20 protein-coding genes and 2 pseudogenes are annotated in these 18,996 nt (G+C 71.0%); 7 read left to right on the forward strand and 15 right to left on the reverse strand.

Annotated features, from left to right (window positions below; translation table 11 throughout):
- Window positions 1–214 precede the first annotated feature (214 nt).
- Together ACFVTF_RS05115 and ACFVTF_RS05120 are read left to right on the forward strand one after the other, a co-directional pair.
- Window positions 215–1,909, forward strand: a complete 1,695-nt coding sequence (locus tag ACFVTF_RS05115; RefSeq protein ID WP_387809150.1) for an ABC-F family ATP-binding cassette domain-containing protein — start codon at window positions 215–217, stop codon at window positions 1,907–1,909.
- Between the two features lie 190 nt (window positions 1,910–2,099).
- Window positions 2,100–3,152: a trypsin-like serine peptidase gene (locus tag ACFVTF_RS05120; RefSeq protein WP_387809153.1), complete on the forward strand. Its 1,053-nt coding sequence runs from the start codon at window positions 2,100–2,102 to the stop codon at window positions 3,150–3,152.
- Window positions 3,153–3,294: 142 nt separating this feature from the next.
- Here the strand turns inward: ACFVTF_RS05120 and ACFVTF_RS05125 are convergent, their stop codons facing one another.
- From ACFVTF_RS05125 to ACFVTF_RS05145, 5 genes are all read right to left on the reverse strand, one after another.
- A complete protein-coding gene (locus ACFVTF_RS05125; protein WP_387809155.1) occupies window positions 3,295–3,654 on the reverse strand; it encodes a hypothetical protein in 360 nt (119 codons plus the stop codon).
- Window positions 3,655–3,791: 137 nt separating this feature from the next.
- Window positions 3,792–4,196 carry a hypothetical protein gene (locus tag ACFVTF_RS05130; RefSeq protein ID WP_387809158.1) on the reverse strand — a complete coding sequence of 135 codons (405 nt, stop codon included), beginning with the start codon at window positions 4,194–4,196 and terminating at the stop codon, window positions 3,792–3,794.
- Between the two features lie 282 nt (window positions 4,197–4,478).
- Window positions 4,479–4,769: a S8 family serine peptidase gene (locus tag ACFVTF_RS05135; RefSeq protein ID WP_387809161.1), complete on the reverse strand. Its 291-nt coding sequence runs from the start codon at window positions 4,767–4,769 to the stop codon at window positions 4,479–4,481.
- A gap of 98 nt (window positions 4,770–4,867) precedes the next feature.
- The gene (locus tag ACFVTF_RS05140) at window positions 4,868–5,284 is read right to left on the reverse strand and encodes a Rid family hydrolase (protein WP_387809164.1); all 417 of its coding nucleotides are present in this window, start codon (window positions 5,282–5,284) and stop codon (window positions 4,868–4,870) included.
- A 47-nt stretch (window positions 5,285–5,331) separates the two neighbouring features.
- On the reverse strand, window positions 5,332–6,006 hold the full coding sequence (locus ACFVTF_RS05145) for an HD domain-containing protein (RefSeq protein ID WP_387809166.1): 675 nt from the start codon (window positions 6,004–6,006) through the stop codon (window positions 5,332–5,334).
- 71 nt (window positions 6,007–6,077) lie between these two features.
- On the opposite strand from ACFVTF_RS05145, the gene ACFVTF_RS05150 reads away from it, so the two are divergent.
- Window positions 6,078–7,118, forward strand: coding sequence for a GlxA family transcriptional regulator (locus ACFVTF_RS05150; RefSeq protein WP_387809169.1), 1,041 nt, complete (start codon window positions 6,078–6,080; stop codon window positions 7,116–7,118).
- Here the strand turns inward: ACFVTF_RS05150 and ACFVTF_RS05155 are convergent.
- Entirely contained in the window at window positions 7,099–7,284 is a 186-nt protein-coding gene (locus ACFVTF_RS05155) for a hypothetical protein (protein WP_387809172.1), read from the reverse strand. The genes ACFVTF_RS05150 and ACFVTF_RS05155 overlap by 20 nt on opposite strands.
- Before the next feature lie 241 nt (window positions 7,285–7,525).
- Entirely contained in the window at window positions 7,526–7,750 is a 225-nt protein-coding gene (locus tag ACFVTF_RS05160; RefSeq protein WP_387809175.1) for a hypothetical protein, read from the reverse strand.
- A 203-nt stretch (window positions 7,751–7,953) separates the two neighbouring features.
- On the opposite strand from ACFVTF_RS05160, the pseudogene ACFVTF_RS05165 reads away from it, so the two are divergent.
- Window positions 7,954–8,103: pseudogene (locus ACFVTF_RS05165) on the forward strand (IS5/IS1182 family transposase); the annotation flags it as partial.
- A 361-nt stretch (window positions 8,104–8,464) separates the two neighbouring features.
- Here the strand turns inward: ACFVTF_RS05165 and ACFVTF_RS05170 are convergent.
- The 3 genes from ACFVTF_RS05170 to ACFVTF_RS05180 all read right to left on the reverse strand — a co-directional run bounded on the left by ACFVTF_RS05170 (window position 8,465) and on the right by ACFVTF_RS05180 (window position 10,583).
- Entirely contained in the window at window positions 8,465–9,505 is a 1,041-nt protein-coding gene (locus tag ACFVTF_RS05170; protein ID WP_387809178.1) for an IPT/TIG domain-containing protein, read from the reverse strand.
- Between the two features lie 251 nt (window positions 9,506–9,756).
- Complete coding sequence (locus ACFVTF_RS05175) at window positions 9,757–10,011, reverse strand: hypothetical protein (RefSeq protein ID WP_387809181.1); 255 nt, start codon at window positions 10,009–10,011, stop codon at window positions 9,757–9,759.
- A gap of 281 nt (window positions 10,012–10,292) precedes the next feature.
- Entirely contained in the window at window positions 10,293–10,583 is a 291-nt protein-coding gene (locus tag ACFVTF_RS05180; RefSeq protein ID WP_387809184.1) for a hypothetical protein, read from the reverse strand.
- Between the two features lie 31 nt (window positions 10,584–10,614).
- On the opposite strand from ACFVTF_RS05180, the pseudogene ACFVTF_RS05185 reads away from it, so the two are divergent.
- A pseudogene (locus ACFVTF_RS05185) lies at window positions 10,615–10,960 on the forward strand (transposase); the annotation flags it as partial.
- Here ACFVTF_RS05185 and ACFVTF_RS05190 read toward each other — a convergent pair.
- From ACFVTF_RS05190 to ACFVTF_RS05205, 4 genes are all read right to left on the reverse strand, one after another.
- Window positions 10,941–11,759, reverse strand: coding sequence for an alpha/beta fold hydrolase (locus tag ACFVTF_RS05190; RefSeq protein ID WP_387809187.1), 819 nt, complete (start codon window positions 11,757–11,759; stop codon window positions 10,941–10,943). The pseudogene ACFVTF_RS05185 and the gene ACFVTF_RS05190 sit on opposite strands and share 20 nt — an antisense overlap.
- Before the next feature lie 53 nt (window positions 11,760–11,812).
- Window positions 11,813–12,226, reverse strand: a complete 414-nt coding sequence (locus tag ACFVTF_RS05195; RefSeq protein ID WP_387809190.1) for a hypothetical protein — start codon at window positions 12,224–12,226, stop codon at window positions 11,813–11,815.
- A gap of 191 nt (window positions 12,227–12,417) precedes the next feature.
- The gene (locus ACFVTF_RS05200; RefSeq protein ID WP_387809192.1) at window positions 12,418–15,234 is read right to left on the reverse strand and encodes a hypothetical protein; all 2,817 of its coding nucleotides are present in this window, start codon (window positions 15,232–15,234) and stop codon (window positions 12,418–12,420) included.
- A gap of 298 nt (window positions 15,235–15,532) precedes the next feature.
- Window positions 15,533–16,081, reverse strand: a complete 549-nt coding sequence (locus ACFVTF_RS05205) for a hypothetical protein (RefSeq protein WP_387809194.1) — start codon at window positions 16,079–16,081, stop codon at window positions 15,533–15,535.
- 168 nt (window positions 16,082–16,249) lie between these two features.
- Between ACFVTF_RS05205 and ACFVTF_RS05210 the strand changes: the two genes are divergently transcribed.
- On the forward strand, window positions 16,250–16,762 hold the full coding sequence (locus ACFVTF_RS05210; RefSeq protein ID WP_387809197.1) for a DUF1877 domain-containing protein: 513 nt from the start codon (window positions 16,250–16,252) through the stop codon (window positions 16,760–16,762).
- A gap of 99 nt (window positions 16,763–16,861) precedes the next feature.
- On the opposite strand, the gene ACFVTF_RS05215 is transcribed toward ACFVTF_RS05210, so the two are convergent.
- A complete protein-coding gene (locus ACFVTF_RS05215) occupies window positions 16,862–17,926 on the reverse strand; it encodes a CehA/McbA family metallohydrolase (RefSeq protein ID WP_387809200.1) in 1,065 nt (354 codons plus the stop codon).
- Between the two features lie 440 nt (window positions 17,927–18,366).
- Here ACFVTF_RS05215 and ACFVTF_RS05220 point away from each other — a divergent pair, with 440 nt between their 5' ends.
- Window positions 18,367–18,819 (forward strand): GNAT family N-acetyltransferase, encoded by a 453-nt coding sequence (locus tag ACFVTF_RS05220; RefSeq protein ID WP_387809203.1) that lies wholly within the window; start codon window positions 18,367–18,369, stop codon window positions 18,817–18,819.
- Window positions 18,820–18,996: the final 177 nt, after the last annotated feature.

Here is an 18,996-nt window from a genome sequence, read left to right on the forward strand (position 1 = left end):
CGTGGAGTCACACGACCGAGGAGCGGCAGACGTGGCGGGTGACGACGACATCTCCGGGTGAGACCCGGAGCTGACGGCCACCGGCGGGTGCTCAGGAGCACCCGCCGAAGTGGTCCGTCTCGTCGTACCCCCCTTTCCCCGCGTCTGCCCACGGGCAGAGGTCCGCCTCCGTGGACCGCCGGGCCCCGACACCGTCCCCTCGGAAGGATCCCCCGTGCTCCAGCACGCCCTGCTCGCCCATGACCTCGTCCGCGACCTCGGTGGCCGGCGCGTCCTCGACGGCCTCAGCCTGACCGCCTCCCCCGGCCGACGGATCGGCCTGATCGGGGAGAACGGCGCCGGCAAGTCCACCCTGCTGCGGGTGCTCGCCGGCCTGGACGAACCCGACGCCGGAAGCGTCTCGCGCCCCGAGGACCTCGGCTACCTGCACCAGGAGCTGCCGTTCCGGGCCTCCTCGACCGTCGCCTCCGTCCTGGACGACGCGCTGCGCGAGGCCCGCGCGGACCTCGCCGAACTCGACCGGCTCGGCGCCGAGATCGCCCGCGTCCCGGACACCGACCCCGGCCACGCGGACCTCCTGGACGCCTACGGCAGGCGGCTCGAACAGGCCCAGTACCGCGAGTCCTGGGACGCCGACCGCCGCGCCGCCCTGGTCCTCGACGGGCTGGGCCTCGGCGCGCTCGGGCGCGGCGCACCGGGGCACGACCGCACGCTCGGCTCGCTGTCCGGCGGGCAGCGCGGCCGGCTCGCCCTGGCCGCGCTGCTCGTCCGAAGGCCGTCCGCACTGCTGCTGGACGAGCCCACCAACCACCTCGACGACGGCGCCGCCGCCTTCCTGGAGGAGCAACTGCGCGACCACCCCGGCGCCGTGGTCGTCGCCACCCACGACCGGGCGTTCCTCGACGCCGTCTGCACCCACCTGATCGACCTCGACCCGGCGGTGGACGGACCGGTCCGCCACGGCGGCAACTACAGCGCCTACCTGGGCGAACAGCGCGCCGAGCGGGAACGCTGGGAGCGCCGGTACGCCGAGGAGCAACAGGAACTGGCGCACCTCCGGCACTCGGCCGGCGTGACCGCGCACCTCGTCGCCCCCGACCGGGGGCCGCGCGACAACGAGAAGATGGGCTACGGGCACCGCGCCGGCCGGGTGCAGAACCAGGTCGCCCGCCGGGTGCGCAACGCCGCCCGGCGGCTGGCGGAGCTGGAGTGCACCCAGGTGCCCGAGCCGCCGCGCCCGCTGCGGTTCACGCCCGCCGCCCTGGCCGCGGCCGCCGCCGAAGAGGAGGCCCCGCAGCCCCTGGTGTCGCTCCGCGACGCGCGGGTGCCCGGCCGGCTCGCGCTGGAGGCACTCGACGTGACGGCGGACGACCGGCTGCTCGTCACGGGCGGCAACGGGACGGGCAAGTCGACCCTGCTCGCGGTGCTCGCCGGACACCTCGCAGCCGAGGGCACGGTGCGCCGCCACCCCCGGCTGACGGTGGGACTGCTCACCCAGGACACCGAGTTCGCCCGCGCCGACCGAACCGTCCACGACACCTACCGGCTCGCCCTCGGCCCGGCCCGCGCAGAGCAAATACCGCTGGAATCCCTCGGCCTGCTGCGCGCGGCGGACCTCGACAAGCCCGTCGGCCGCCTCTCCGTCGGACAGCGCCGACGGCTCGCCCTCGCCCTCCTCGTCGCCGACCCGCCCCGGCTGCTGCTGCTCGACGAACCCACCAACCACCTCTCCCCGCGACTGTGCGACGAACTGGAGGAGGCCCTGGGCACCGGCCCCGGCGCGATCGTCCTCGCGAGCCACGACCGCTGGCTGCGCCGCCGCTGGCAGGGCCGTGAACTGCGGCTGGAACCGGACCGGAGCGCACACCCGGCACCGGTACGGGTATGCGACACCGTTACCGGAACCTGACGGTACCGATGGAAGAGCGAGACACGCTCCAGACCAGTACCTGACGTTCTGTTCCTACAGTGCCGGATATCCGCGACGCGCGGGGCGGACCGCGGCCGCCCCGCCCGCGTGCGGACCACACCGGCGTACGCACCGCACCCGCGTACGGACCGCACCCGACACGAACCGCACCCGACCGAGATGGGCAACGATGTCAGCCACACGCCGAGCACACCCCCGCGGCCTCTCCGCCGCGGGCGCCCTCCTGCTGAGCGCGACCACGGCAGCGGCGGTGCTGCTGCCCACCGCGGCCGTCGCCGCGGAACCGGACTCCGTCACCTCGCACGCCGGCGCCACGACCGCCCAGGAGCGCGGCCGGATCGACGCCTACTGGACCGCCGAGCGGATGAAGCTGGCGGGCGCCCTGGTCCCCGAGATCACGCCCGTGCCCGAGGACGACACCACGCCCGACGATCCGCGTCCGCTCCCGCCGAACACGCCGGACCCCGGCGCCGTCTGGACCCACGGCGGTGCGGTGGACCGGAGTGTCGGCCGGCTCTTCTTCACCTTCTCCGACGGCTACGACGGCAGTTGCACCGCGACCGTCGTCAACAGCGCGAACCGCAGCACCGTCGTCACCGCCGCTCACTGCCTGCGGGGTGTCGGAGCTCCCGCCGCCGACGACACCTGGCGGCACAACCTCTACTTCGTGCCCGGCTACCGCAACGGGACGAAGCCGCTCGGCGGATTCAGCATCAACTCCATGGCCACGTCGTCCCGTTGGGACGCCGATCCGGCCGGCACGACCTCGAACGACGTCGCCCTCGCCGGCTACGACTCCGCGGTCCTCGTGGCGAACCCGTCAGCCGCGGGGCGCCGGCTCGCGGACGTCACCGGAAGCCAGCGGATCGCGTTCACCGAGCCCGCGGCGGGCGAGTTCATCCACACCTTCGGCTACCCGAAGGACCGGCTCAACGACCCCAGCGCCAAGTACGCCGGTTCACGCATGATCCACTGCGCCGGACCGGACCGGCCCGCCCCCAAGGCGCCCCCGCTGTGGGGCGAGTCCTGCGACATGTCCCACGGGGCCAGTGGCGGACCGCACTTCGCCCGCTTCGACACCCGGACCGGCGCCGGCACCGTCGTCGGCGTCACCACCACCACGGAGGACCTCGCGGGCGGGCAGCCCGGCACGCTGTACGCCACCCGCTTCGGTGACAGTGCCCACCGCCTCTACAACTGGGCCCAGGCGCGCTCGGCCTGACCGGCCCGGATTCCGGCGGGGACCAGCGGGTCCCACCGGAAACGCCGGTACCGGGGGCGCGAGCCGACTGGCTCCCACACCCCCGGTACCGGCGTCCGAGGCCTCCGCCCGGGGAGGCCGTCCGAGGCCGCTGCGGCCTCCGTCAGGCCGGGACCACCCGGTAACTCTGCATAGCCCACGGCAGGTTGGACTGGGCCAGCGAGCCGGTGGCCCACGGGTGCGCACCGGCACAGTCCGCGCCCGAGTACAGCACCACGGACGCGGAGCCGGAGGCGACCTGGACGGAGCTGGCGGGGGCCGACAGGGTGTGGCAGGTGCCGAAGTCGCCCAGGTCGACCGTGGTCACCGCCCCGCTCCCGCCGGTGCCCGTGTACAGGTGGGCGCCCGGCTGAAGCGGCGGCCAGCCGGCGGCGTGCGCCGATCCGGCGCCGACGCCGATCAGGGCCGTGACCACGGTCGCCGCGGCGGCCGAGCCGCGGAGCATCGCCTTCGAGGTGAACATGTGTGAACCACCTTTCCGTAGGTGTGCTGGTGGTGCCGGCACGGCGGGCGGCGACGGAGCAACCGATAGGCTCACCGCCCTTGCCGCGTCGGCGGGTTGGGCTGCCGGGCCGAACGGCCCGGACCGCAGGGTCCTGCTCAGTAGACGTTGATCTCGTTGGTGCAGTAGGTCCAGTACGGGCGGGGCGGGGCCCAGCCGAGGTACTTGGTGCCGCAGATCTTGATGCTCTTGATCTTCGCCCAGTACTTCGTCGCGACGTCCTTGCCCTGGTCCACCGCCAGCTCCGTCTTCTCGTGGTTGAAGTCGTCCGTGGCGCGGACGGAGCCCTTGAAGTAGGTGCCGTCACCGACCTTGATCCACACCCAGCCGTCCGAGCAGTTGTCCACCTCGACCTGGACGTTGTCGAACTTGAAGTACTTCGTGCAGCCGGCCGTGGCAGCGGTGCCCGCCGCCGCGGGGGAGACCGAAACGGTGGTCAGCGCGGCCACGGCGAGGCCCAGGGCGCCGGCCGTCTTCGCCAGCTTGCCGGACAGGTTGTTCACGGTGATGACTCCCATGGTGTGGTGACGAGGTGTCTGCTCGTGGAGCGTCTCCACTGTGCCGCGGCAGTCGCCGGCACGGCATCGGTCATCTGACTGCGATCGCCGGTACCGGGACGGGCGCGGGATCAGTCAGATGACTGCACCTCTCCTCACCTCACAGTCCAACGCCCACCCGGTGACCGCCGTCGTCGGGAGCGACGGAAGCAGCAACTCCCCTAGGAGGGAGCATGGTTGCGTCACGGCCACCGACTGTCGGGTCCGGCCAGACACCGCCGGCCACTTTCAGATGGTCTCGAGCCACTGATGCGGACCGAGATCAGTCACGGCGTCCTGGGCGCCGTTCCCGGCCGAGATGACGGGCAGCACGCCCCGGTCGGCCACCGTGTTCACGGCCGCGTCGAGCGCCTCGGAGGCGGGCCCGCCGAGAGAGGCGTTCAGCACCGCCGGCTGTTGGGCGTGGGCGGCGACCCAGTCCAGTCCTGCGAGGGAGGCCGCGGTGGAGCCCTCTCCCTGGCAGTCGAGCACCCGGATTCGGCGCTTCGAGGTGACGGACTCGGCAGACCGGGCGAGCATCCGGCCGCTGTGACGGCCGGTTGGTACGGCGGCGAACCTCACGTCCGTCGCGACGGGCTCCTGGGCCCGGGAGCGGGCCCAGGAGCGGAGGTCCACCGCTATGCGGCGGGATACGCGGCGGTCGCGCGGATCTCGACGAGGAGTCCCGGGCTGGCGAGGCCGCTGACCCCGATGATCGTCCAGGTCGGGTAGGGCGCCTTGACGAGGCGCTGTTTGGCCTCGATGAAGCCGGGCAGGTGCTGGCGGATGTCGACGTGGTAGCTGGTGACGTCGACGAGGGCGGACGGGGCGAGGTTCTCCAGCCGAAGGATCTCTTCGATCTTCCGGATGGCGATCTCGGTCTGCTCTTCGATGGTGTCCGGGATGGTTCCGTCGGCGCGGCGACCGATCGTTCCGGCGATGAACAGGAGGCCGTGCGCGCGGACCGCGGCGGAATAGCCGAAGCTTTCGAAGGCGCTGGTGGTCTGCCCGAAGACTGCGTTGTCCTCGGGGACCGAGACGGTGTGGACGGTCATTGCGGTGCTTCCTTTTCTTTGGTGGTGCGGTCGTGGAGTCGGTGGGGTCAGTTGCCCCAGCGGGACGAACGGCAGGCGTGCTCCAGCCGGGTCCGGCCGAAGGTCTCGCGTTCACGGAGGAATTCGCCGGGGATCGAGTACCGGGGTGCGTTCTTCGGGTCTTTCGCGGCCTGCGCGACGATCGCGTCGGTGAGTGAGCGGATCATGTCCAGCCGTGGATAGGCGGTGTGCACGGCGTCGGCCTGCTCGTCGGTGACGGCGTCGACGTGGCCGGCGCCCAGTGGGCCACCGAAGTCGAGTGCGACGCCTTCGCGGACGAGCACGCAGAGCGTGCCACGGCGTTCCGCGATACCCGGGGAGGTGTGGAGGGCGATGGCCTGCCAGACCTGGTCGGCATCGGTTGCGGGTACTCCGCGGTCGATGAGGAACGAGGCGGCCCGGTCGGCGCCTTCGACCTCGAACCGTTGGGTGTGCGGGCCGTCCGATGCCACGCCGAGGTCGTGCATCGCGCACGCGGCGAACAACAGGTCGTCCTGGTAGTCGTGGCCGACGGCCAGGCCGAGGCGGTCGGCAACCAGCCGGGCGAACAGGTAGCTGCGGATGCTGTGGTTGAAGACGGACGGCGTCTCCACCGGTCGGATGAGGTCCATGACGGCGTCGGCAAGCGGTGTGCCGGGCAGCGTGATCAGGTCGGCGGTCGCCTCGTGGGTAGGTCCGGTCATGTCTTCAGCTTGGCCGTGACCGCCCTGACCTGGTGAGAGGCAAAATTTCCTTACTTCGCTAGAATCTTGCCATGGCAGTGCATCGAGTCGCGGTCCTGGCGCTGGACGGGGTCACCCCACTGGACCTGGCGATCCCGACACAGATCTTCACCACCCGGCCGGAAACCCCCTACGAGATGACCCTGTGCGCGCTGCAGCCGAAGGTGGCCACCAGCGCGGGTTTCGCCCTGCTCGCCGACGAGGGCCTGGAGCAGATCAGCAGCGCCGACACCGTGATCGTGCCGGGATTCGAACCGATCCTCCCGTTGCCGGACGCCGTGCTCGAGACACTGGCCGGAGCCCGCGACCGAGGCAAGCGTGTCGTGTCGATCTGCACGGGTGCCTTCGCGCTGGCCGCGGCGGGCGTCCTGGACGGGCTGCACGCCACGACCCACTGGAAGCACATCGACGAGTTCGAGCGGAGCTTCCCGGCCGTCTCGGTCGACCGCGATGTGCTCTACGTCGACGAGGGCGACGTGCTCACCTCGGCCGGGGTGTGCTGCGGCATCGACCTGTGCCTGCACATCGTGCGCCGCGACCTGGGCGCGGAGGTGGCCAACCAGATCGCCCGCGGTCTGGTCGCCGCCCCGCACCGAGACGGTGGGCAGGCCCAGTACGTGCCGGCTCCCGTCGCGGTGGCCGGCGAGGCGTCGCTGTCCGGTACCCGTGGATGGGCCCTGCAGCGGCTCGGCGAGCCGCTCACCCTGCGCGTGCTCGCCCGGCACGCGGGCCTCTCGCAGCGCACCTTCATGCGCCGGTTCACCGAGGAGACGGGCACGACCCCGTTGCAGTGGATGCTCAACGCCCGGCTCGGCAGGGCGCGGGAACTGCTGGAAACCACGGACCGCTCGGTCGAGCAGGTGGCGCGGGACTGCGGGCTGGGCACGGCGGCCAACCTGCGGCTGCACTTCCGGCGCGTACTGGACACCACCCCCACCGCCTACCGCCGCACCTTCACACGCTCGACGTCGCGCAGTCCGGCCTGTTCACCAGCGGCCCCGTCCGAAGAGCACATCGTGGTACCCGGTGCGAACGGGCGCCGTTCGCGCAGTGTCAGCCGGGGAGGCGGATGAGCCCGATCTCGCGGACGCCGGGCTCGGCCGTGTGCAGGGTCGAGGCCTCGAAAAGGGCTCCGGACCTGATGCCGGGCACGGTTCTGAGGTGACGCCAGCTGTGGCTGCGGTAGTACGCGTGCAGGCGGGTGTTGGTGCTCCAGGCGCTCAGCCGTATCACCCCCACGCCCGCCTCGGCTGCTTTCGAGCGGGCCCACAGGGCCATGCGGGCGCCGATGGCCTGGCCGGCGAACCGCCGGTCGACGTTCAGCTTGCAGAGGTAGCGCGCGGGAACGGCGAGTTCCCGCGCGGTCCCCGTCCCGTCTCTAGCCCCGCGGTTCCGGAAAGCACCGCCCGCCACGACAATGCGGACAGCAGCCCAGACCCCGTTCGAGACACCGTTCGAGGCCAGAAGACAAAGAACAGGCTTAGTGCCTCTTCATAAGCCCGAGAACGCGGGAGTACAGGAGAGTAGGGGCGTCGATTCCGTAGAGGTAGTCGACGTGGTTGAACTTGGCGTCTGCGGTCGGGACCGGCTTGGGGCCACTACCGATACCGTTCCGGCTCATGTCAGTGGCGTGTGCGGTACCGGTCGTGGTGAGTGCCGCCCCAGCAAGCATGAGGGTTGCGACTGCGCGCTTCGTGCTGTTCACGGCCTGCTGAACGATCACTGATCGCAAGGGTCACGCGAAGTGGGGTGCCCGCACCGCGCAAGTCCCGCCCCATGCCCGGTGCCGGCGGTGGCGGGAGATCGCCCGACGGGGCGATGCCGCTGCCGACCTCCGCCGCACCGTGAACGCCAACGACGGTGGCGTGTGCGCCCGTTGCGGGACATCACGCGCCACCGCCCTCCATGCGGTTGTTGCGTTGGGCGGTCGGCGGCACGTGGCAGTGGATCCTCGCTGCTGTCCTGGCCGCGCGGACGCCAACGACGACATCGGCTGGACCGGTCTCGGTGGACTCCACCGTGTGCCGGGCCCACCTGCACGCCGCCGGCGCCCGCAAAGGGTGATCACGTCCGGGGCCAAGCCCCCCGCGCGGTGACACCGCCTACATCCTGAGCGCAGCGTACGTCGTGGCGAAGGACCTCAACCTCCTCCTCAGTCACCTGAACAGCCGGAGCCCGACGCGCACTTGGAGGTGGACCAACCGCGTCGGGTGTCCGGGCAACACAGCAGAGGAATACGGCAGCAGTGGAATTACTGCTCTCCGCCGGTATGTTCGGTCGAATTGCACTCGCAGCAGCGTTGCTTCGCTGCTCCCCGGACGACAACTGACACCTTCGCAACTGTGTCGGTCTTCGAACAACCCCTGGCATGTTCGCTCGTCACGCCAGGGAAGCCCCGAGATCCCCGGCAGAGTCGGGGTCAGGGGCTGTAGGTGAACGGCACCGGTGAGCTGGTCCCGCCGGCGGTGGTGACGGTGACGTCGACCGGGCCGGGTCGGGACGAGGCCGGGGCGGTGGCGGTGCAGAGCTGGGGGCCGCAGGAGAAGTGGGGGGCCGGGTCGCCGTCGATGGCGACGGTGCCGCCGGCCAGGTCGCGGCCGAGGACGATGAGCTGCTCCCCGTCCGCCACCTTGCCGTTGGGGGTCAGACTGATGCCCGAGGGCACGGGCGGGAGCGGCGGTGCGTCGCCGGTGTAGGTGAAGTCGGCCGGGGCCGAGGTGGTTCCGCTGGGCCCGGCCACGGTGATGTCGGCGGAGCCCGAGCCGCCGGGGGTGGTGACCGTGCAGGCCGTGTCGGTGCAGCTGCCGGGGGCGGGTTGGCCGCCGATCAGGACCATGGCGCCGGTCAGTCCGGTCCCGGTGAGGGTGACGGGCGTGCCGCCCACGCCCGGGCCCGCGGTGGTGCTGACGGTGTCGACTCGGGGCTCCGCGGGGAGCGCTGGGGCCGGTTGGTCGCCGCCGAACACGTGGGTGGAGAGGTGGCCGGTCGGGTCCTGGTCGTCCGCGTTGGCCACCAGGGCGGTGATCGCGCCGGTGATGGGCCCGGTCCCCGCCGCGATGAGGGTGATCTTCATGAAGTCGGACCGGCCGGGGGCACGGTTGCCGAGGAGGACGGCCTCCAGGTGGCGGCCGTCGGGGGAGACGCTCTCGGTGAAGGTGTAGTCCGGCGGCATGGAGTAGAACATCGCGCCGTTGGTGGTCACCCCTGGTGGCAGGTCGACGGTGAAGTGGGTGGGACCGATGAGGTCCTCTGTTCCGACCGAGGTCCAGGACAGCGAGAAGACCCCGACCCGCTGTTGCTCGGAGGGGTAGTTCCCGGCCTGGCCCAGGACCACGTGCGGGCCGGTGGCGGGCGGGTTGTCGGTGGGCGCTGCCGGGGAGGCGGTGGCGCCGGCGACGACGGTGGTCGCAGTCAGGGCTGCGGCGAGGCCGGCCCTGACGAGATTGGTGAGCGTGGACATGCAAGGAATCCTCGCGGGCTGTCAGCCTGGTTGCGGCCCTTTCCGGGGGCCCGTTCGAGAATGGCGGAAAACCCGTGGTGTCACGGGCCGTCAGTCCTTCCGGCCTCACGACCCGGCGGTGCTCGTCCTGGTGGAGCAGCGCCGAAGGGTGTGGCGCGAAGGCGTCGAGTGGCTGCGGGTGACTGAGGCGTCCGATTCGACCGAAACTCCAAGCACAGCATCATGGTTACAAGATCCGAGGGTCCGCTCGATCACGTCCCGCTCCGGTCTGCCGGGGCCTTTCGCGTGCCATGGCGGATCCACTCCCAGCTGACGGTGCATGCCACGAACGGACCGACGAGCATGGCTAGCATCCACAGCCCCATGCTGGCCGGTGAGTAGATGTAGTACCACCACCGGTGGGGCAGCAGCAGCGGTGCGAAGAAGAGGGCGACCAGGGCCGTCCAGGTCGCGATCCATGTCGTCACCATGCGCGCGGCGATGTCCACGCGTTCCCCCGGCTTCATGCTTCTCCCTGGATCCTGAGTCCGCCACGTCTGGAGGCAGTCGCCCCCGGCGCCAAATTTGAACGTGTTCAATATAGTCGTTCTCGTGGCGCCATACCGCGAAAGCCCGCCCAAACCGGCTGCGTACGGCTCGTCTTGCAGTAGCCGCTCGCCGTGATGCAGCAGGTCGAACCCGATGAATTGGGTGGGCGCGGAAACGTCGCTTGCCTTCCCTCGGGCCGGCGCGACGCGATCTCGCTGGGGGCCTTCCCGGGTCAGCCGAGTCGGGCGATGATGGCGCGTCAGACGTCCTGCAGTTCCTCGTTCTCCTCGACGTCCCGGAACCGGCCGCCTCGCCGAGGCCGTTCCAACTGCGCGCGCGACAGTGGGACGGCCGCGCCGGCGGCGCGGACCGTGCGCTCCAGGCAGGGCGTGACGTGGTTGCCGGTCGCAGGATTCTTCTCCCAGGCCGGAAGCAGGGCTCCGAGGACCGCCGGTGTCTCGGGCGCGCCGCCGATCTCCCAGAGCGCGGTCGCGCAGTGCACGCGGACCAAGTCGTAGCCGTCGTCCAACAGTTCCCGCAGATGTGGCAACGCGGCCGCTGCCCGCGGGCCCTATCGAGCCGAGGACGTCCGCAGCTCCTGGACCGCACCGCTGGACACGCAGCGTCTCGCGTCGGGCGACGACGTTGCCCAGGTCACCGCACGGCAGCTGCGAGACCTGGTTCAACGCCTCATTGACGCCGGGCAGTGGCAGGCGGGTGACCCGGGCCTGCTCATCCTCGCGGACGCTGGCTGCGGTGGGCCCCGCTTGGCCTTCCTGCTCAAGGACCTTTCCGTGCAGACCCCGACCCGGATGCGCTCGGACCGCGTCCTGCGCGGGGCCTGCCCGCCACGACCGCCCGCCACCATGGGTCGCCCGCCGCGACACGGCGGTGAGTTCGTCCTCGGTCAGCCCGACATCTCAGGATCAAGCCAGGCAGCGGTAGGCCGTCTCAGCAGATTCTTGATCACAGATCGTCGATCCTGCGGGTGCTCGGCGAGCCACCGATCGAGCAGGTGCCCTGCCCCGTCCAGTACTTGGATGGCGGAACGGGGGTTCGTGCGCACGGTCCGCTCGATGAGGTCGGCCATTCCCGGTGGAACTTGTTCCTCGTGCTCGGGGAGTACGAGGAGGGTGCGTCCGGGGAATGCCGCGAGGACGTCGAGGGCTGGGCTGCCGGGCCAGAGCTCCGGCTTGGTGAAGGCCAGGTTGATGAACGTGTCGTCTCCGAACGGGGTTTCCCGCAGTGTTCGCGAGTACACGCCTGGAGCGCAGAGGGCGAGGTGGCTCACGCGTTCCCCGTAATGTTCGACCAGGTCTGCGGCAGTCTGACCGCTCATGCTGAAGCCGACGAGTATCAAGGGGCACTGCGCGGGGACGCGATCGTCAACGAGGGAAACGGCTTGGTCCCGCCGGCGGTCGAGGGTCAGCTCGGGCCACGCGCCTGAACTGTCGCCGCTCCCCGTGAAGTCGAATCCCAGTACGTGATATCCGAGCGCGGCGAGGTCCTGGGCCAGAGGAAGGCTCGGCTCCTTGCTGTCGCGAGGGCCTCCGCCGTGCATGACGATCACCCGCGCCTGCTGGGTGATGCCCCTTTCCGGTGCCACCTCGTAGTAGCTGAGCCTCTCTGCGGTCCATTCGTGAACCGACCTGATGACCTCAGCCACTGCTCTCCTCTTGATCGGAAATTGCGGTAGTTCTCGCCAGAAGCCCGGCGGGGCAGGCACCGAACAGCCGGACCCACTGTTCGTCCGTCAGGCCCCCGCGTCCCGTGCCGAGATCATCGCAGACCCTGATCAGGAGTCTCCTCCGCCGGAAACACCGGGTTCCCGTCCTCACCCGTGAACGGCGGGTGGGACGGCAGGCGTCCCAGCGCTTGCCAGACGGCGTGGGCGGCAGCGAACTTCACGTCGCCCGGACCGGTATCAGCAGGAGCGATGACAATCCCGGTGATCTCCACCTGCCAGCCGCGAATGCCGACGGGCAGTTCCCTCAGCGCGTACCGGACGCCTTCTCGTGCTTCCGCCTCGGCGCCCGGGTCCCTCGTGTCATCGACGACTGCCGAGCCATTTCGGCCGAACACCGCCGTACGGACCGCAATGCCGGCACTCGCCACCGGGACCAAGCGCACGCTGACCTCGGCGAAACGCGCCCAGCGGTTCGTCTGGCGCCGCAGTGTGTAGGTCCCATCCATGGCATGAGTGTCCCGCACTACCAAGGCACCGACCGCCACTTCCGACAACACACACCTAACCCAGCTGGCGGCCTGGCGTGGCGGATCGCAGTTGCGGATGGGCGGGTCCAGTGGGGCCACAGGCACCCGCGGCGCCGGGGTGAGCCGTCGGGCGACACGGCGGCGAGGCGGCTACCGCGCCGCCTCCGGCGTCATCGCCCGTCCCCGGCGCGTAGCTCGGTGGCGATCTGGCGCCGGCCGGCGACCAGCGCCTCCAGCACCACCGCGACGCAGGCCACCAGCGCCAGGCCCACCGTGGGCAGTAGCACCGGCACCACCGTGAGCGACAGGGCGTTGCCGACCTCGGCGCCGACCAGCGTGGAGATGTCGAAGGCCGAGCCGAGCAGCGCGACCGCCACCGCGGCGACCAGCCCGCCACCGACGGCCGCCGCGAGGACCTGTGGCAGTGCCTCGGCGACGATCAGCGCCAGCCCCTGCCGGGGCCGCAGGCCCATGGTGCGCAGCCGGGCGAGCACCGTCGCGCGGTCGGGTGCGGCTTGGAACAGCGTCAGCAGGACGGCGAGCAGGGCGAACCCCGCGCCGGCGACCGCCGCGTACCGGAACAGCCGCCCGGCGGCCTGCTGCAACGGGTCCTCGGCGAGCTGCCCGGCGTACTCGCGGCTGCTGCCCACCGTGTACCCGGGAGGCAGCCCGTGGGTGCCCCGGCCCGCGGCCGCGGCGTCCTGCGCGATCAGCTTCGTGATGCCCGTCGGCTGGGTCAGGCCCTGCTCCAGGAGTGTCGCCCTGACCTGGTCGGGGTCGAAGTCGCCGATGCCGAGCCACTTGTTCATCCGGCCGAGTTCGGGCACGCGCTGCGCGGCGGGACCGGCGGGCACCACGACGAACGGCAGACCCGGGTCCGGCAGGGCCGGGGTGGCGGTGACGACTCCTGCGACGGTGGTGAGCAGATCGTTCCCGGAGAGCAGGTGCACCTTGGGCGCGCCGGCGGCCAGCCGCCCGGCCAGGTCGCGGCTGAACAGTGCGGGCACCGGAGTGTCGGCGCCGCCGGGGGCGCCGGCGAGCTGCGCCGCGTCGAACTCGCCGACCCCGGTGCTCCGGGCGATCTCCGCGTACGCCCGCGGCTCCGCGACCACCAGAACGGCCTTCGTGTACCCCTGGTCGGCGCCGATGAACAGGGTCCTGGAGTCGATGCGGACCCCGGTCGAACTCCGGGCTCCCGGCAGTTCGGCGGCGGCCTTGGTGAAGAACTCCGGCAGGGTGGCGTAGTCCGGGACGGTGATGGCGATGTCGCCGCCGGTCGCGGCCCGCGCGGCCCGCATCCGGCTGTGCTCCACGGTGTCGAGCACGGTGGCGCCGAAACCGGTCGTGGTGACGGCGATCAGCAGCGCGAGCACCGGCAACAGGGACCGCCGACGACGCCCCGAGCCGTCGCGGGCGGCACGGGCCAGGCCCAGGAACCCGATCAGGCCGCGGCCGCGCCTGGCGAGTGCGGCCAGCCGCCCGAGCACCACCGGCACGATCCGGGCCAGCAGCAGTCCGCCGGTCACGGCGAGCAGCAGCGGGGCGGCCGCCAGCAGCGGGTCCACGCTGGCCCCGGCGTGGCCGACGCCGCGTCGGCGGACCTCGGCCACGGCCGCGACGGTGACGGCCACGACGGTGAGTTCGAAGGTCACCCGGCGCAGGGTGCCGATCACCCGGCCCCGGCCGCGGGCCGCCCGCTGACGCGGCCACAGCAGGGCGACACGGGCCGGGAAGGCCAGCAGGGCGAGCAGCGTCGCGGCGAGGGCCGCCAGCACCGCGTACCCCCACCGGGGGGTGGGCAGCAGCAGCACGGCGAGCAGCGTCCCGAGCGCGGCGGCGGGCAGGACGGTCACCGCGCCCTCGCCGAGCAGGCGCAGCACCACCGCGCGGCGTGAACCACCGCGGGCGTACAGCAGCCGGATCTCGGTGGCGCGCCGGTCGGTGCCGAGGACCGCGGCCAGGAGCAGCACCACGGTGGCGACGCCCGCGACACCTGCCGGTCCGATCGCGCTCAGCGCCATCGCCGCGTGGTAGCGGGCGGCCGCCTGGGTGAGGACGTCGGGCAGGAAGGAGCTGATGTGCAGGTCCGCGCGCTTGGTCGCGGTGACCAGCGCCGTCGCGTCCCGTCCGGTCAGGAAGGGCTGGACGGCGGCGCGGATCCGGTCGAGCCGGTCGGCGCGCAGGGAGCCGGGGTCGACGGGCAGTCGCCAGAAGTCCTCGACGGTCTGGCCCCAACCGGTCAGCGCGGACAGGCTCGCGCCGTCGACGAAGCCGGTGGTCCGCCAGCGGTTGTCGCCGTGGGTGCCGAGGTCCAGGCAGGCCCGGTCCGGGCAGCCGAGGCCGTCCCAGAACGGGTCGAGCGGATCGTTGACGCGGTAGAAGCCGGTCACCACGGCGGTCCGCCGCCCGGTGGGTCCGCCGGTGCCGCTGTCGACGACATCGCCGAGCTTGATGCCGACGGTGTCGGCGGCCGTCCGACTCAGCACGATCGGCAGCGGGCCGGCGGCGGGCGCCTTGCCCGGCCACGTGCCGTCGGTGAGGGTCACGCGGTCGGCAAGGCCGTGCAGGTAGGCCAGGGAGAGCCCCGGGGCGGTCTCCTCGGAGAGCCGTGCGTACCCCGGGTTGTACATGTCGTTGAACGCGGTGCTGGTGCCGTGGGCCAGGCCCGCTGGGGAGAGCGGGAGCTCCCTGCCGACCCGCGTGACGAGCTCCCGTTGCACGGCGTCGAGGCTGTCGGCGGTGTCGGTCGGTCGGGCCCGGGAGACGGCGTGCAGGCTGGTCGGATAGATGCCCCGGTGGCTCACGTAGTTCCCGAGCGCCGCGTCCGCGTTCCGGTCCGCGATCCGGGGGAAGGCCGCCGCCAGGAAGACGGTGACGAGCACGAGGGCCGCCGTCAACAGGGCCGTCAGCGGGCTCGTGCGCAGCCTGGCGCGGACCCAGCGCGCGGGGCGGTGGGCGGGCCCCGGGGTGCCGGCTTCGGTGGTCACATCTCCTCCACGTGATGCGGCGGGGCGACCGCCTTTCTTCTTCCTACGGTGGAGTCCACCGGACACGTTCATCGCTTCGATCCGTGCGCAGTTCAGCTGCGGACGGACGAAGCCGAGGGGCACGTCGGCGTACGGATCACCGCCGACTGATCGCCGGACGACCGACGATGCTGTCAGATTCGACCGGGAGGCGGAAGGGATCTTCGCGAATCAATTCCGGTCCCGCCGGGATCCGTTGGACTTCTCTCCTCGGCCTACAGGTCGAGCGGACAGGCAGCGGTCTCGTCGGCCGCCCGGGTCAGGGGAGAAGCGGCCGGACGGCCAGCCATTCCTGGAGCTGGTCGCGACTGCGGCCAGGCCGTAGGTGTCCGATGATCAGGTCGAGGTGGCCGGTCAGATTCCTGAGGCGGCGCAGCTCACCGATCTGCTCGGCAGGCAGGGCCCGCCAGCGGGCGCCCAGGGCGCCGGCCTCCGCAGGACTCAGGGCGAGTTCGGCGAGGGTGTCGGCGGCAAGAGCGTCAGGGTCCCAGTCGGGGTCCTGGGCGTCGGGACCGAGGTGGTCGATGATCCACGCCCGGAGCATGAAGGCGTTCTGGGCCATGCGCGCCCGTTCCCGAGGGCCGTCTCCGTGCAGGCGCGCGTTGACCCGCAGGGACAGTTTCGCCCATTGCCTGCGCTCCGCCGGTCCGGCACCATCCTCGGAGCGGTACGCGCGCAGGGCGCTGATCTCCCGGACGCCCTCCAGCTCGCCACGATGCCGACCAGGACGCTCGGCGAACGCGGTGAGCTGGTCGAACGTCAACGTGCTGAGGTCTCCGGTCGGTTCACTTGCTGAGGCGCTGTCCACGGACACCAGCCTGCACCATGAACGACGGACCGCTCGGCCGGGCTCCCCGCCGGGCCCGGTACGCGCAGCTACCAGTCAGACAAGGGGCCCAAGAACCTGGCCGGCAGGACCGACGTGCCCTGATGAAGCAGCGGCAAATCCGGTGGACAGCGTCGGGATACTGCCGACATGGCCATCACCCAGCAACTCGCCCGAGTCCCGGCGGAGTACCTCGACGCCTGCCGTCGGTCCGCTGCCGAGTCGCCGGACGGGGACCATCAGTGGGATCCACCGTCCGTGGACTGTCTGGATCTGGACTGGGCACCTTCCATGCTGGAGCGTGCCTGCGAACTGACGCGGCTAGACGCCGTCCACCTGGAGGCGCTCAGGAGCGCGACCGACGGCGACAGCGGCATCGATCTGGGCTTCCTCAACGCGAACCAGCACGCGATTGCCTTCTTCAGCAACTCCACTCCGACGGCCCTCCACCCGGCCGACGTCGCCCGGGTGTCGACGCTGCTCGGGGAGATCGACATGCGAGCGATCCTCCGTTCGGTCGTGGACAGCGGTGCGGGCTCCACGCTCGGCGACGGGTTCATCGGTGATCCGACGGAGTACCTGCTGGCCCACTTCGGTGCGCTACGCGGGTTCTACGAGGAAGCGGCCCGGAGGCGCCTCCTTGTCGTGCTGTGGTGGGACTGAGGCCAGAAGGCTTCTTCGAGTCAACCGACAACAGGGAGCGAACTGGTCTGTGGCCTCATCTGCCTCCGTCGCGTGCGCACCTCACGATGAAGCAAGCGGTCAGGTCAGGATGATCGGATTGGTGAGTGCGGCGACGTTCCCGTCGGGATGGCGGACCTCGACCCGGACTGACGCCGAATCCTCCGCCGTCGTGTCCCACTGCACCACGCCCACCCCGTCAGCGGGGAGAGGTGCCCGGTGGACCTTTCCTCGATCGGTGTGGAAGCTGACGGTCCCCGCCGGAACACCTTGTACTGATGCCCGCACTTCCACCTGCCCGCCACGAGTCGCGAGTCGCTCTCCCACCCCGGCAACGCGACCACCGGCACGGGCGGTGAACGACACGTCCACGTCCGCCGATTCGGCGATCCAGCTGCGGCCGGCGCGGATTCCGGCCAGGATCGCCTCGGTGCTCAGCTCCTCGGCGAAGACCACCGTGTGGGGGATGCCGATCTGCCCTTCCAGGTGGGTGTCGCTGTTGCCCATCGCCGGCCGCCACGAACCCGAGTGGATGTCCGCCGCGAGGCTCCGCCCCCACTCTGCCAGGGCCGCCTCGTTGTCGGCGTTCCAGGGCCGGTCCGAGGTCCACAGCCCGTTCCACACCTCCACCACGTCGAAGCCCCGGAAGGCGAACATGAAGTCGCCGGACGGGTAGGGCGCATGCGGGTGTGCGGCCACGCACAGCCCTCCTGCTCGATGGACCTGGTCCAGGCACCTGTCGACCAGTCCGTCCCTGACCTGGTGGTTCCAGTCGACGACCTCGCCGGGATCGATGCCGAGCGCGAGCCAGTGCCCGGTCTTCGTGGTCACTTCCTCACCGAGGAGGATCAAGAAGTCGTCGGCGGCCAGCTGCCCCCATACACCAGGGGGCGCGGCCGAGTTGTGCTCCGTCGTCGCGATGAAGTCGAGCCCGGCGGCGCGGGCCCGGACGACCAACTCATCAGGGGTGAGTTCCCCGTCCGAGTGGACGGAGTGGACATGGCAGTCCCCGCGGTACCAGGCCGCCCCGCGTCCGACCGCCCGCGCCGGCGGGAAGCTCAAGCTCGACAAGGTTCCCCCCCCCAAAGTCCTGTCGAGCCAACGTGCAGACAGGGCAAGCGGTTCCGTCGCACCGCTGGGCACCATCTCAGCCGAAAGGTCAGACCAGGATCTGATTCTGAATCGATCAGTTGGTACTCCAGTTGTAGGTCGTGATCTTCATGGCTGTTGGGCGGCTTGTTGCTGGTAGTGGCTGGTGCGGGCGCATGCTCGGTGGCGGCGGCGCCATGTGGACCGTCGCAGGTGGTGGGAGAGGTCGCGGGCGGGCCGGGGCAGCAAGGTGGTGAACAGGCGCCGGATTTCGCTGCCGGTCAGCGGGGCGAGGCCGGTCATTGATCTCTGCGGGGCGCGAACCTGGAGACCGGCATGCGTTGTGCATCCGGCAAGATCAATAGAGGATGCATGCTGGACGGCAGATGGAGGGAACCGCCTTGCTCGCCGCCCGGGTGGGGAAGTCGTAGGCAGCGCAGTCCTGGGTCCCTGGCCGTGCCGGCGCGAGGCGGCTGACTGGAGTGGGAGAGTCCGGCGTGGTGATTGCGGAGGAAACGGAGTTCGACCCGGAGGAGATGTTCGGGCTCTACGTCTCGGTCGGGTGGGAGGGGTACACCTGCGACGTCGACAAGCTCTGTCGCGGCCTGGCCAACTCGCACCTGGTCATCACTGCCCGCGATGAGTCAGGCGTGCTCCTTGGCCTGGCCAGGACGGTCTCCGACGATGAAAGCATCTGCTACGTCCAGGACCTGCTGGTCAACCCGAGGTTCCACCGGCAGGGGATCGGCCGGGCGTTGCTCGAACACCTGATGGAGCGGTACGCGCACTGTCGCCTCTTCCTGTTGTCCACCGACCACGAGTCGACACCGGAGGGGAAGAAGAACCACGCTTTCTATCGGCAGATGGGCTTCCTCTCCTACGAGGAGAAGCAGATGGCGGGCTTCGGCCTGCCGAGGATCCGGGCGCCCCGAGGCCAAACCGAGACGTGACGCGCCAAGCCTCGCCCCTGCGCGGCTGAAGGTTGAGTGGGCCGAACCCGTCCACGCAGACCACCCGTCCGTCGGTGGGCGGCGCGTCGTAGAGCTCCAGGACCCGGTGCATCTTGGCGATGAAGGCCGAGTCCGTGGATGCCTTCCATGTGGTCGTCGTCTGCCAGGAGACCCTGC

Source organism: Kitasatospora sp. NPDC057940, assembly GCF_042887425.1.
GTDB lineage: Bacteria > Actinomycetota > Actinomycetes > Streptomycetales > Streptomycetaceae > Kitasatospora.